This window comes from Methanobacterium paludis, assembly GCF_000214725.1.
In the GTDB taxonomy this organism is placed as follows: Archaea; Methanobacteriota; Methanobacteria; order Methanobacteriales; family Methanobacteriaceae; genus Methanobacterium_C; species Methanobacterium_C paludis.
This window is the reverse complement of record NC_015574.1, coordinates 1,589,849-1,602,362: the sequence shown is the minus strand read 5'-3', so window position 1 is coordinate 1,602,362 and position 12,514 is coordinate 1,589,849. Positions and strand designations below refer to the sequence as shown.

14 protein-coding genes and 1 tRNA gene are annotated in these 12,514 nt (G+C 34.1%); 7 read left to right on the top strand and 8 right to left on the bottom strand.

Annotated elements, in window-relative coordinates:
- Positions 1 to 5 precede the first annotated feature (5 nt).
- The 6 genes from MSWAN_RS07400 to MSWAN_RS07375 form a co-directional block, all read right to left on the bottom strand.
- On the bottom strand, positions 6 to 392 hold the full coding sequence (locus MSWAN_RS07400) for a roadblock/LC7 domain-containing protein (protein ID WP_161597493.1): 387 nt from the start codon (positions 390 to 392) through the stop codon (positions 6 to 8).
- Positions 393 to 411: 19 nt separating this feature from the next.
- A complete protein-coding gene (locus tag MSWAN_RS07395) occupies positions 412 to 921 on the bottom strand; it encodes a GTP-binding protein (protein WP_013826002.1) in 510 nt (169 codons plus the stop codon).
- A 71-nt stretch (positions 922 to 992) separates the two neighbouring features.
- On the bottom strand, positions 993 to 1,433 hold the full coding sequence (locus tag MSWAN_RS07390) for a hypothetical protein (protein WP_048188021.1): 441 nt from the start codon (positions 1,431 to 1,433) through the stop codon (positions 993 to 995).
- Complete coding sequence (locus MSWAN_RS07385) at positions 1,434 to 1,805, bottom strand: roadblock/LC7 domain-containing protein (protein ID WP_013825999.1); 372 nt, start codon at positions 1,803 to 1,805, stop codon at positions 1,434 to 1,436. It lies immediately after the preceding gene.
- A gap of 73 nt (positions 1,806 to 1,878) precedes the next feature.
- The gene (locus MSWAN_RS07380; RefSeq protein WP_048188019.1) at positions 1,879 to 2,319 is read right to left on the bottom strand and encodes a hypothetical protein; all 441 of its coding nucleotides are present in this window, start codon (positions 2,317 to 2,319) and stop codon (positions 1,879 to 1,881) included.
- Positions 2,320 to 2,691, bottom strand: coding sequence for a roadblock/LC7 domain-containing protein (locus tag MSWAN_RS07375; RefSeq protein ID WP_013825999.1), 372 nt, complete (start codon positions 2,689 to 2,691; stop codon positions 2,320 to 2,322).
- 317 nt (positions 2,692 to 3,008) lie between these two features.
- Between MSWAN_RS07375 and MSWAN_RS07370 the strand changes: the two genes are divergently transcribed.
- Positions 3,009 to 3,782: a TrmB family transcriptional regulator gene (locus tag MSWAN_RS07370; protein WP_013825998.1), complete on the top strand. Its 774-nt coding sequence runs from the start codon at positions 3,009 to 3,011 to the stop codon at positions 3,780 to 3,782.
- A gap of 381 nt (positions 3,783 to 4,163) precedes the next feature.
- Here the strand turns inward: MSWAN_RS07370 and MSWAN_RS07365 are convergent.
- Positions 4,164 to 4,235: transfer RNA gene (locus MSWAN_RS07365), tRNA-Gln, on the bottom strand.
- Positions 4,236 to 5,163: 928 nt separating this feature from the next.
- Between MSWAN_RS07365 and MSWAN_RS07360 the strand changes: the two genes are divergently transcribed.
- From MSWAN_RS07360 to rtcA, 6 genes are all read left to right on the top strand, one after another.
- On the top strand, positions 5,164 to 5,823 hold the full coding sequence (locus MSWAN_RS07360; protein ID WP_048188016.1) for a nitroreductase family protein: 660 nt from the start codon (positions 5,164 to 5,166) through the stop codon (positions 5,821 to 5,823).
- A 603-nt stretch (positions 5,824 to 6,426) separates the two neighbouring features.
- A complete protein-coding gene (locus tag MSWAN_RS07355; protein ID WP_013825996.1) occupies positions 6,427 to 6,891 on the top strand; it encodes a hypothetical protein in 465 nt (154 codons plus the stop codon).
- 307 nt (positions 6,892 to 7,198) lie between these two features.
- Positions 7,199 to 7,531, top strand: a complete 333-nt coding sequence (locus MSWAN_RS07350) for a hypothetical protein (protein WP_144011564.1) — start codon at positions 7,199 to 7,201, stop codon at positions 7,529 to 7,531.
- Positions 7,532 to 8,001: 470 nt separating this feature from the next.
- On the top strand, positions 8,002 to 8,502 hold the full coding sequence (locus tag MSWAN_RS07345) for a TIGR00288 family NYN domain-containing protein (RefSeq protein WP_013825994.1): 501 nt from the start codon (positions 8,002 to 8,004) through the stop codon (positions 8,500 to 8,502).
- An 8-nt stretch (positions 8,503 to 8,510) separates the two neighbouring features.
- Positions 8,511 to 9,671, top strand: coding sequence for a TIGR03576 family pyridoxal phosphate-dependent enzyme (locus tag MSWAN_RS07340; RefSeq protein ID WP_013825993.1), 1,161 nt, complete (start codon positions 8,511 to 8,513; stop codon positions 9,669 to 9,671).
- 118 nt (positions 9,672 to 9,789) lie between these two features.
- Positions 9,790 to 10,806: an RNA 3'-terminal phosphate cyclase gene (gene rtcA, locus MSWAN_RS07335; protein WP_013825992.1), complete on the top strand. Its 1,017-nt coding sequence runs from the start codon at positions 9,790 to 9,792 to the stop codon at positions 10,804 to 10,806.
- A gap of 281 nt (positions 10,807 to 11,087) precedes the next feature.
- Here rtcA and MSWAN_RS07330 read toward each other — a convergent pair whose 3' ends face one another.
- Positions 11,088 to 12,449 (bottom strand): PIG-L deacetylase family protein, encoded by a 1,362-nt coding sequence (locus MSWAN_RS07330; protein WP_013825991.1) that lies wholly within the window; start codon positions 12,447 to 12,449, stop codon positions 11,088 to 11,090.
- Positions 12,450 to 12,514: the final 65 nt, after the last annotated feature.

Genomic DNA, 12,514 nt, shown 5'->3' with positions numbered 1-12,514 from the left:
ATTTTTTAACCATTAGGTACAGGCTGAGTTAAACTTTGAAGGTTTTTTACAGCTTTTTTGAGAGTTATTCTGACCATTCCAATGTTCACGTTGTCCTCTGTGAGTACTATTATGGCATGGTCCCCGACTTCTTCTATGATTATTTTACCGAAATCAGTTTCAACGATCAACTTTTCAGCTATTCCAAAATTTATATTCTTAACCATTTCAGTAATTGCACCTAAAACTGCTGCGCTGGTGGCGCTGATTATAACTCCATCTTGATCCAGATTTCCAACAGGCATGCCGTCCATGGTAGCAATAATACAATTTTTCACGCCATTAATTCTCATTACTGGCTTTAAAATTTCTTTAAAATCAGAGTCCTGCTTTTTGGTAACATTATAATTCATCATAAACTCTTCATCCTGTTTATTTATTATTTCTATTTGTTATTATTCCTATAAGTGTATTCATCACCAGGTCTAAGTTTTGTTTTGTAAATGATGATGTATGTATTATCGGAATTTCATCTGGAAGTTCTAATTTGGTTTTCACATCTTTCACGGATAAATGAACAAGATCATCTTTGTTTATGGCAACTACATACGGAACATCGTATTTACTTATAAATTCTATGAGTTCTTGATCAACTGGTGAGATGCCAACTGTGGAATCTATTAAAAATATTGCTCCATGCATACCTGTAGCAAGGGTAGGCCACATAAATGAGAATCTTCTATGCCCTGGTGTGGCAAATAACTGGATTAAATAATCATCATGATCCAACTGAACGAAATCAAAACTATTGGTGATCCTTCCAACCTCTCCTTTCATCAGGAGTTCTTTTCCACTTAAAGTTTCAACGAAGGTGGTTTTACCTGCATCCAGTGCCCCAAAAACAACGATTTTTAACATGTCCTTTTGTAATTCACTTTCCATTTTTTTCATCCATAAATTTCTTAAAAAATAATTTTATGAGTTTTAAAGTCTCATAAAAACTTATAATATCATTAAATCCTTTTTATATGTGCATGACAGTTGCCTGGTTCGTCTCTTTCCCTCTCCACGTCGTACATGTTTCCTGTGGCGTGTTCCAGTGCAACCATGGATAAGTTGAAAAACAGGCATGAGTGTTCTTCAGGTATGTTGTTGGCATCCATGTACTCTGCCACTGGCATAGCACTGCAGCCTTCGACTTTTACAACTGCTTCTCCATCTTCTATTTTGTAGTCCATATTGCTCACTGACTTGAATTCTTCAAAGTATTCTTTTACAGAATTTAAACTTGCTTCTGGGCTACTCATATCTTTTCCAGATTCTAACAATATTTCGTAGAAGTTTTCAGCGCCCTGTCTCCACAGTGCTGTGCATCCTTCACCCATGGTATTCCATAGTGCTGCCATGAGTCCTGTTAAAACTATAGTTTGAGGGTCTCTTTCCATTTTAGTCATTTACTCCATTGCTTTTGCTATTGATGTGGATGTTCTTTCGATTTCCATTAGGACTAGGCCTAGGTTTACTTCTTTTGGTGATAGTACTGCTAGGATTCCTTTGTTTCCTGCGAAGGAGAAGGTTGCTTTTCCTGTGCTTCCTTCGATTATTATTTCGTTTAGGTTTCCTCTGCTTAGTTCGTCGCAGGTTCGCTGTGAGGTTCCGACGATTGCTGCTCCCATTGCTGCTAGTCTTTTTTCGTCTGTGTCTTGTGATAGTACGGATGCTATCATTAATCCGTCTGGTCTGAGTAGTGCTGCTCCAGTAACGTCTCCTGGTGCTCTTTCTAATAATTCATTTAATATTCCGCCAACATCTTCACGAATTCCCATAAAACATCTCTCCTTAAACTTAAAAAATAATTCATTTAAATGGCTAATTGAAGGTCAATACATTTTCACTGCATTAAATCCTTTTTATATGCGCATGGCAGTTGCCTGCTTCATCTTTATCCCTTGTCCAGGAGTACATGTTTCCTGTGGCGTGTTCCAGTGCAACCATACAGCTGTTGAAGTAAGGGCAGGAGTATTCTTCTGGTATTTTGTGGGCATCCATGTAATTTACTGTGGGCATGAATGCGCAGCCTTCGACTTTTACAATTGCTTCCCCATCTTCTAATTCATAGGTCAAGTCGCTTAAGGTGCCATATTTAATGAAGTATTCTTTTACGGAATTTAAGCATGCTTCAGGTGTACTTAGGTCTCTTCCACCTTCTTGCATTGATTCGTAGAAATCTTCACCAACTTGTCTCCATATTGCTCTCCATCCTTCTCCAAGGGTGTCCCAAATTGATTCTACAAGTCCTGTTAAAACTATAGTTTGAGGGTCTCTTTCCATTTTAGTCATTTACTCCATTGCTTTTGCTATTGATGTGGATGTTCTTTCGATTTCCATTAGGACTAGGCCTAGGTTTACTTCTTTTGGTGATAGTACTGCTAGGATTCCTTTGTTTCCTGCGAAGGAGAAGGTTGCTTTTCCTGTGCTTCCTTCGATTATTATTTCGTTTAGGTTTCCTCTGCTTAGTTCGTCGCAGGTTCGCTGTGAGGTTCCGACGATTGCTGCTCCCATTGCTGCTAGTCTTTTTTCGTCTGTGTCTTGTGATAGTACGGATGCTATCATTAATCCGTCTGGTCTGAGTAGTGCTGCTCCAGTAACGTCTCCTGGTGCTCTTTCTAATAATTCATTTAATATTCCGCCAACATCTTCACGAATTCCCATAAAACATCTCTCCTATTAGTTTAAAATAGATAAAATTCATTTATTTGGTATTATAATGGTTTTAAAATTGTTTGATAACTATTTAAAATATGATTAACTATTTAAAATTTACAAAGCATGTGTATATGGTTATTAAAAGTTTTTATTATCCTAAAATTCGTAAATATTATTAACACTCCTTTAATCACCCCCATCTAATTGTTATACGTTCCTTTTTTAATATGTTAAATTTTTTGTAACTTTTAAGGTAACTATCAGTGACACTGCCTTTTATTTAAACATTAACTTTATAAAATTGGTAATATGAAATTAGTTATATGAATAACGATAATTTATTGTCAACCCTGCAAAAATTGGGGTTAACTTACTATGAGGCCAAAGCTTACCTTGCACTTATGATTTTGGGCGTGTCAAAACCTTCTGTGATTGCTGAAGAATCTGGAGTTCCGCGCACAAAGATTTATGAAGTGCTCAAAAAGCTTGAAAAGGATAGATGGGTAACAATTGAGAAGAGCAGGCCTGCCACAGTAACACCGACATATCCTCGAAAGGTTTTGGAAGAACATAAGCTACGATTCAACCATGAGATAGATGGTGTATCGAATGAACTGGCAATGATCTACAACGATGTAATCCAAAAAGAGGTTCCAAAGATCAGAATTGTGTATTCAGCCGAAAGCGTTAGTCAAATGAAGTCAGAAGTAATGGGAAATGCTAAAAATGAGATAATGTCAATGGGAAGTTTGTATCTTCCTCACGAAGCGGATATTTTGAGATATAATCTTATGATGACTAAAAAACGGAGTGTCAGAATAAGATCCATTACACAACCTCAAAATGATGCAGATTTAGAGACTGTAAAGAATTTGAGCCAGGTTATTGAAATAAAGGAAGGTCATGGATACTGTCTTAAGACAATTATGGTTGATAATAAGGAGGTCATTCTCGTGATGGCAAATATTAAAGATGAAATTCCCATTATGGAAGATGTTATTGCAGTATGGATCACGAGTCCAGCACTTACCTCTTGCCTGGCAAGTGTTTTTGAAATGGAATGGAAAAATTTGGAATATTACACAGATAACAAATAAAACTAGTTTCAATACTATTTTTCGCGTAAATAAATCTAAACTCACATAAATTTCTTTATAATCTTTTTATTTAACACATTTTTTAGATTTCAAAAGCCTATTCCCATTTTAGTATTGTATCTTTTTTTGGTTCAATTAAAAACCATATCTTAATGAATAATCATGTTAATTATTATTAATCTTAATAATCATATTATGATAATGGGATTCAGAAATCAACCAAGTTTTCAATTTTTTTAAAAATCTTAGAAATGCATGAAAATAAATCATTTACCCTACATCTACAGATCAAGATCCATGAAAAAAACATAACTTTGATAGGATCCAGTTTATGAAGCTAGAAGTAATAAAAATAGACGTTAAATATATTATTTAAAAGAGTAGTCCCGAGCGGAGTCGAACCGCTGTCGAAAGGTCCAGGGCCTCACAGGATTGCCACTACCCCACGGGACTATTAAAATAACCAGATAATACTATTTCTGGCTCTGGTATTGAGCTACTCACAAGTAAAAGCTCATTTTCAAGATTGAATTTTATTCTATATAAACTTTGTTTTAATCTGGGATCATTTTTTTTATCTAAAATTAATGGGCTCGATTTTTGTTTGCAATAATTTGATTCAGAAATGTTTTTGGAGTTTATTCCATTAAATTTTATTTTCATTTAAAAAATTTGTTAGGCAAAAAATATTGTGTTCAATTCAATCAGATTTTAAATAAAATAAATTATTTTAATTATTCGTTTATTATAATAAGTAAGTTGTATTGATGAATTTAGGCCATGATAAAAAAATATGATGAAAATGAGCAGCATGAAAACTGAAACTTCGTAATATAATGGTTTAACGAAGTAAATTTGCATGTAAATTTGGTTCAAAAATGGACATAGAAATCTATTTTCTCCTTCTGAATGCCACTGAATTATATATAAGTTAAAGAAATGTAATTGGTTATTTAAATTTAATTTGAGTAGATTTTATTTATAGATTCATAAAATATTGATTGAAATTTAGATCCATGAAATTAAATGTAATATTCAACAAGATATAAAATGATGATTAAAAATGGTTAACCTAACAATTAGAATTTTATCTATAGTAATTGTAGCTGTTATAATGGTTAGCATAGATTACTTATTTCTCAGGCATTCATTCTGGCAACGCCTATTAGTCAATATTATAATTGTTTTAGTGTATTTAGTTTTATTTTTTAAATACATAAATAACTGGTAGCCTTAGAATGTAATAAAGAGCTAAATTAAAGGTTTAATTCATAAAAAACATCAATAAAAGCAGAAGCCTTGATCTTCAAATCCATAAATATGAAGAAAAGAAATTTTAGCAAGTTTTAAATGTAAATACATAATTTTTATGGTGAGAATAATGGAAAAATTTAACCAAAATAAACGTAACCAAATATTCGATGAAATTGTGAAATCCAGACATTCAGTACGAGCTTTTAAAGATGATAAACCTCCAAAAAAATGTATAGGGGAAATAATTAGGGCTGGAATGTTGGCGCCTTACGCTGCAGCTGCAGTTGGCGGTGTAAAAGATTTTAGACGTTTTTTTGTCTTTGAAAAAAACTCAAGCAGTAGTGAAACGTTAGCTTTGCTTATGAAAAATAAAGCTGAAGAGAGTGTTCAGCATTTTGAAAGTTTAATAGCTGAAAAACCGTTCATAAAATCTAAAGTCCAACCGTTTCTGAATAGGCTTCAAATGGTTGTGGATAAAGGTGTTCCTGGAGTGACTACTGCCCCTTATTTTATCATAGTGGCTGAGCTTAGAGGTTTTCCACCATCTGAACAGGAATCATTAGCTCATGTACTGGAGAATATGTGGCTTAAATCTACTGCTCTGGATTTAGGTTTTCAACTTGTATCTCTTACCAGTCAAATGGCGGAAGATGAAGAATTGATGAAATTATTAGGACTTCCTGTTAAAAAATTCGCTTTAAATGGATGTGCAATAGGATATCCTGCCAATATACCATCAGTTACACCACGCCCAGATATTCGAGAAGCTACTCAGTGGATGGATTAATTTAAATAATTTTGGTGATATTACTTTCTTTTCTTTTAAACTTTAATATGAATGGAGATCTTAATTATTTGAGATATCTTTAAGTTATAAAATTCACGAACATTTTCTTATTTTAAGATCTGAAATAATATTAACGATAACTATTTTCCAATTCGATTTGTTTTTTTTAGATTATATTATCCGTCCATTGGGCTAAGAACAATAATGTTTAACGAAGTAAATTTGCATGTAAAGTTTGGTTCAAAAATTGACATGGAAATCTATTTTCCACTTATCCATGTTGAATTATGTGAATGTCGTAGAAATATTGTAAATTACAATGGAGTTAGTATTGGTTAATTGTGTGCATATATTTCAGAAAATATTGTAAAATAACATACAACTCTTTTTAAAAATTAATTAGTATGAATAACTGAATCCAAACATTTCTTGGGGCATTTCAAATTCCTGCATACTCTTGATATAACAGGAATCTCCCACATGAATGACATGACATTTTGTTTGCCCTAAATTGTTAATATAAATCTTTCTATTTGTTTATAGTAGTAAATGATATTACTATCTTCAAAAATATACTTATTTTATGTAAAGGAGGTAATGCAAATGCCAGATAGTTCTAAAGATGGAAATAAAAAGAGAGGATGGTGGAAAAGACAAACGTTAACTGCTAAAGTTTTGATAGTATTTTTTGCTATCGTTGCATTGGGTGTTATATCCGGTGTAGGATATGTTGTATCATTACCAACATATACGGATTTAAATGTTACTTATGGTAATGCTAGTGGTGAAACAAGCAATATTGTGGTTATTAGCGGAGTTACAGAGTCTGGAGCTAACATTACTGTCAATAATCATTCTGTCACTCCAGACAGTGTGGGTAAATTTTCATATAAAATTACTAATATTCCATTGGGTACCCAGAATGTCACGGTTGTGGCTAAAGTTTCAGATAAAGAGCCTACAACCGCAATTATCGAAATAAATCGAATCGAAGAGAATGGTGGATATACATTAGAAGTTCAACTTTTGAATCAAACCAATGTGGAGATATTAGGCCAATTTTCATGAGATAATTAACTTTTTTTAATTTTTTTCAAAGTAATTAGTATTATGATATGTTTTAAGCTTGAAAACACAGGTTCTTCTCATAAGTTAAACAAGTGTTTTCTAATATTATCCTTCCAGTGGTAAGAACATATGGGTTTAACGAAGTAAATTCTACTATTTATTGAGTAATTCAAAAACCTTTAAAAGGATGTATAAACCATTATATCAAAGGCATAAGATATAATTTAAAATAGAGTAAAAACATGGAATATACTTAAAATTTATATCAAAACATGCAGTATATTTTAAAAGTGAAATGGTGAATATTATGGAAAAAAATGATGAAATGGTTCAAAAAGAACTCAAAGCTCGAATGAGACTTTTCAGAGCGGCTGTTAAAAATGAAGACAAGAAAAATGAGCTGCACGACAGCATTGAGGGTTCAGAGGTGCTTATCCGGTTTGAAGTTTACCTGCCTGTAAAAAATCCTGACAAATTTGTGGATGGATTGTTCCTGTACATGAACGATGAAGGAAAAATAATGAGTGCAGAATATTACTTAAAGGATTCAGAGGGTATGAAAGTTACAGGATTAATAGAAAAAGATTTTAAAATAGTTAAAGAATTATTCCAGGATTCATTCTCACTTGAAATTGAATAGATTCCCAGCATAAAAAACCGATGGTCATAAATTAGAGAGGATCTGAATTAAGTTCTCTTTCTAATTAATTTAGAAGACTTTCGGTTACAAAACTTTTTTTTTAGATAATTAATTAATTTTAATGGGACTATACAAAATTATTAGCATATCTGAGCTGGAAACTATATATAAGAATATGCATAAACCTAACAAATGTTATATTAGTTATATATTCCATGAGATTCATAGAATAACTGTAGAATATAAATGGAATTTGGAAAAATTGATAAAATAACCCTCATTAAATCATTTAAATTAACTAATTCGTAGAACTAAATAATTAATACATCTTTGGATCATGATATGAAATAGTGGGGTTAATTGGAGACTCACGAACTCTTAAAAATGGGTTTTCAAATGTTGTTCGTTCAATTCCGTTTGGATATTATATCGATATGGGACATGATTAGAAAATGCATGGAGGATACTAAATGCGTAGTTTTGAAAAATTAAGCTCCCTCAAAGATTATATTCCTTTGAAAAGGGGTGAATCTGGTTTGAAAAACATAGGACTCCTTGTTGATGGGCCTAATATGTTAAGAAAAGAGTTCAGTCTTAACCTGGATCTTGTAAGGGAGATAATCTCAGAATATGGTAATATGAGAGTTGGGAAGGTTTTACTTAATCAGTACGCCTCAGATAAGCTCATAGAAGCTATAGTTAATCAGGGTTTTACACCAATTGTTGTTGCAGGAGACACTGATGTTTATATGGCAGTTGAAGCCATGGAGCTTATTTATAATCCTAATATTGATATTATCGCTCTTATGACTCGTGATGCTGATTTTTTACCAATAATCAACAAAGCAAAGGAAAATGGAAAGGAAACAATAGTTATAGGTGCCGAACCCGGTTTCAGCGCAGCCCTACAGAACTCAGCTGACGACGCGATAATACTGAAATCAGAAAATCCCAGAAATAATCACGATTAGGCTCCAAAATGCTTGTAAATTCCTCAGTTGACGAAGTAAAAAGGAGAGAGGCTGCTCTAAGGGTAATAAAATCCACGATTAAGGAAAAGGGAAGAAATGGGCTTTACGATCTAACAGGCCTTTCAGGTGGCTTTCCACTTGTAGAAGGGGACATTCGACTGCTTGAAACCTATGCAGGTTCTGCAATTTTTGAAGATGCAATACAAGTCGTAGGGAGGATACATCTTGGAGGAGATAAGATTTTGGCCCTTAACAGGACAAGTTCAGGCATACTTGCAGCCATACTTGCTCTTGTAAAAGAAGGGGACGAAATTGTGCATTATCTACCTAAACACCCAGCCCACCCATCTATCCCCAGAAGTGCTGAACTTGTAGGTGCCAGTTACAGGGAATTTGACGATATAAACGATTTTGAAGTCGGAGAAAATACTTCTCTGGTTTTTATAACAGGATCAACCATGGATCATGAGATAATTGATAAAAATGATTTTTTAAAGGTTATAAAAATCTCAAAATCCAGGAACGTTCCGGTTTTTGTGGATGATGCTTCAGGGGCCAGGCTCCGTACTGTGATATACAAACAGCCGAGGGCAATGGATATGGGTGCTGACATGGCTATAACAAGTACAGATAAACTTATGGATGGACCCCGTGGGGGATTGATGGCGGGAAAAGCAGATATAATGGATCTTGTGAAATCAAAGGCTCAGCAGTTCGGATTGGAGGCACAATCACCACTTGTTGCGGGTATGGTTCGTGCATTTGAAAATTTCAGCCCGGAAAAAATTCTTGAAGCATTAAGCAAAAAACATGAAGTTTGCAATGCTCTAAAAAAGGATATAAAGTCAGTTAAAGAAACACCAACTGGTGTGATGCTCTCATCGAATGATCTAAAACTTGAACTGGAAAATAGGGGTATTACTACTCGGTTTTCGGCTCTGGATCTTTCAGATACCCTTGCAATGCTCTTTTTAAGGAAGCAGAACATAATAACAATTCCTGCAGTTGGAATGCCCGGCGCTTCACCAACAATAAGAATAGACCTTGCATCGCAGGATGCTGGGCGTATTGGAGTGGATTTAATTGTTGATATGTTTAAAGAAACTTTTTCAGAATTTGAGTCAATTGCTGCCGATGAAAAAGTTTGCAGGGCAGTTTTATACGCATAAAAAATAATCATATAATGAACCAAATTCATTTTTATATTGTTAAACCGTTAAAATTTTATTAATAATGTTTCTCTTGAAATCTTTTATTTCCTTTTTTTATATAACTGGATGTGAATGAATGATTGAAATCGATGGAGCATATGGTGAAGGTGGTGGGGCTCTTCTCCGCATATCTGCAGCATTATCTACTTTAACATTGAAACCAGTTCGGATAACAAATATAAGGGCTAACAGACCCAAACCCGGACTTATGGCTCAACATTTGAATGCTTTAAAGCTTGTTGCCATGATGAGCAATGCTTCCTATAGTGGACTTGACATTTGGTCGGAAGAGGTTTTATTGCGCCCTGAATCTATTAGGGGGGGAAATTTCAAAGTTGACGTTGGAACAGCAGGCAGTGTAACCTTGATACTCCAGGCAGCAATGATACCTGCGGCATTTGCAGATTCACGGGTAGAATTAATTTTAAAAGGTGGTACGGATGTTAGATGGTCACCATCTGTTGATTACCTTGAAAATGTGACTTTACCCACTCTCAGATCCATGGGTTACAGGGCTGAGATTGATCTAATTCAGCGGGGACATTTCCCTAGGGGTGGGGGAATTTTAAAGGCCATAATAGATCCAATCAAAAAATTAAAACCTTTAAATTTATTAGATCTTGAAATTGATAAAATAAAAGGTATATCTCATGCTGTGAAACTTCCAGAACATGTTGCAGTGAGACAGGCTGAAAGCGCGGAGAAAATTCTAGCTGAAGAAGGTTTTGATGCTGATATTAAGGTTCAGCATTCAGATGATGGTTTTGGACCGGGATCTAGCATAGTTTTATGGATGGATGGAAAAACCAGGATAGGTGGAAGTGCCATAGGTGAGCCAGGAAAACGTGCTGAGATTGTGGGGCGCAAGGCTGCAGAAGAACTTTTATATCATATATCCCGGGGTGCTGCTTTTGATAAGTATATGGGTGATCAGATGATTCCTTACATGGCATTAGCAGGTAATTCACGTATTAAAACAGCAGAGCTCACACAACATACCCTTACAAATATTTACGTTGTAGAAAAGTTCACAGGGAAAGATTTCCGTGTTGATGGCGATCTTGGAGATGTTGCAGAGATTTCTGTGAATTGATTTTTTGGATTTTTTTATGAGGTCTTGTAATTTCTGTTTTAAATCTTATAATACTCTTTTTAGGTTATTGCAATTCGTTTTTAAATCTTATAATCATCTTTTGAGGTTCTTGGAATTCTATTTTTAAATCTTATAATCTTCTTTTTAAATATTTACATTTTTTTTATGGAGCAGGATAACATATATGAAAATGGAGTAGATTCAAAAACAGTAAATAAATGTAAAAAAATATGAGAATGTTCATTTTTAAAAAATTATAATATTAAACTTAAATTCATTTATCAAACTATATTTACAGTACGCCATGCTGTTCTATCAACCATTCCCTGCTGGTTCATTACATCAGCGCTTATCATAATTTTTTTGCTGTTTATAATGTTTGATGGTATTTCCACTATAACTCCATCATGTTTAACGACGGTTTTTATTTTAAGATGGGATTTAACACTATTTTGTGAAAACATTTCGTAGGATGCTTTCCCATTTTGAATCCAAATGTCGATTCTGCTGGCATTGTCACTTCCAAAGGTCCTTATATGGAATTCGTAGGGAGTATTATTTGCAATTGCCCCCATGGTTTTTAAGGATAGCCACGTCGTATTCTGGTCCATTTCAAATCCTATTGAAGTTAAATCAAAAGAATCTGTGTTCTCAAGATTTAAATCGATTAAATTTGATATTTCATTAATTAAAAGGTCATTTTCAGGGTCCTGGAATATCGTTGGTGGAAACGATGAGCCCTTGAAGTAGTTTGTATTGTTCTTCTGTGAGGATACGTTTATATCAGAATAAACTGAAAATAACTCGTTCTTCTTAACGAAAGCTATGATATATGATGCGTCCGGTGTAATCTGGGAAGAGTAAGATTTTATTGCGTCAAATTTGAGTGATTCATCCACTCCATTCAATGGAAATACGACCCATGATTGATTTGAGAGTTCAGGAGGAGGTACTAGATACGTATCTGGATTATATGATCTTGGGTAGGGCCATTGTGAATAAGTATGGGTAAGATATCCATATTTTTTGCAGGTGTAATTCAGTTTATTGGTTGCATAGTCCACAAATGCACTTGTTGTCCAGTGATCAGGGTTTTTATCATTTCCATCAGGGTAAATAATAATGGTTGGTTGAAAATCTTCAATTATTTGCTTTAAATTTTTTTCAAGATTTTCACCGCAGTATGGTGCATTCAATTCGTATGCAAATGAATTAGTGGAGTGGGATGTCCCATTTTCATCTTTAAATAAATTATTGTAGCCCCAGTTTTGATTGAATAATGATGCTGAATTTTCAGGATAATCCAAAAATGTAACGGCGTCACTTTTAAGTCCCAATTTTTTCATTGCAGTCATGCTTTCTGAATGTCTTTCAATTCCTGTAGCTCTGAAATTCTCTCCATTTGTTACCACAACCACATGTACAGGGATCTTGTTTTTAACACAGTACCTTATGATTCCTGCGTTGGCGATGGTTTCATCATCTGGATGGGGTGCCACCACAAGAACCTTGTTTGAATGCCCTATAACTGGGCCTTTGGGGTACGTGAGATTGTCACTTTCGTAACCACCGTAAGAATATAGTGTTAACCCTAAAAGTAGCACCGCAAAGATTAAAATCAATATCACTCTTTTGTCTATCATCAAAAATTATTATTATAGGAACCTCTATAAAATTTTTAGGTTAAATTAAAAGCCGCGCCGAAAAT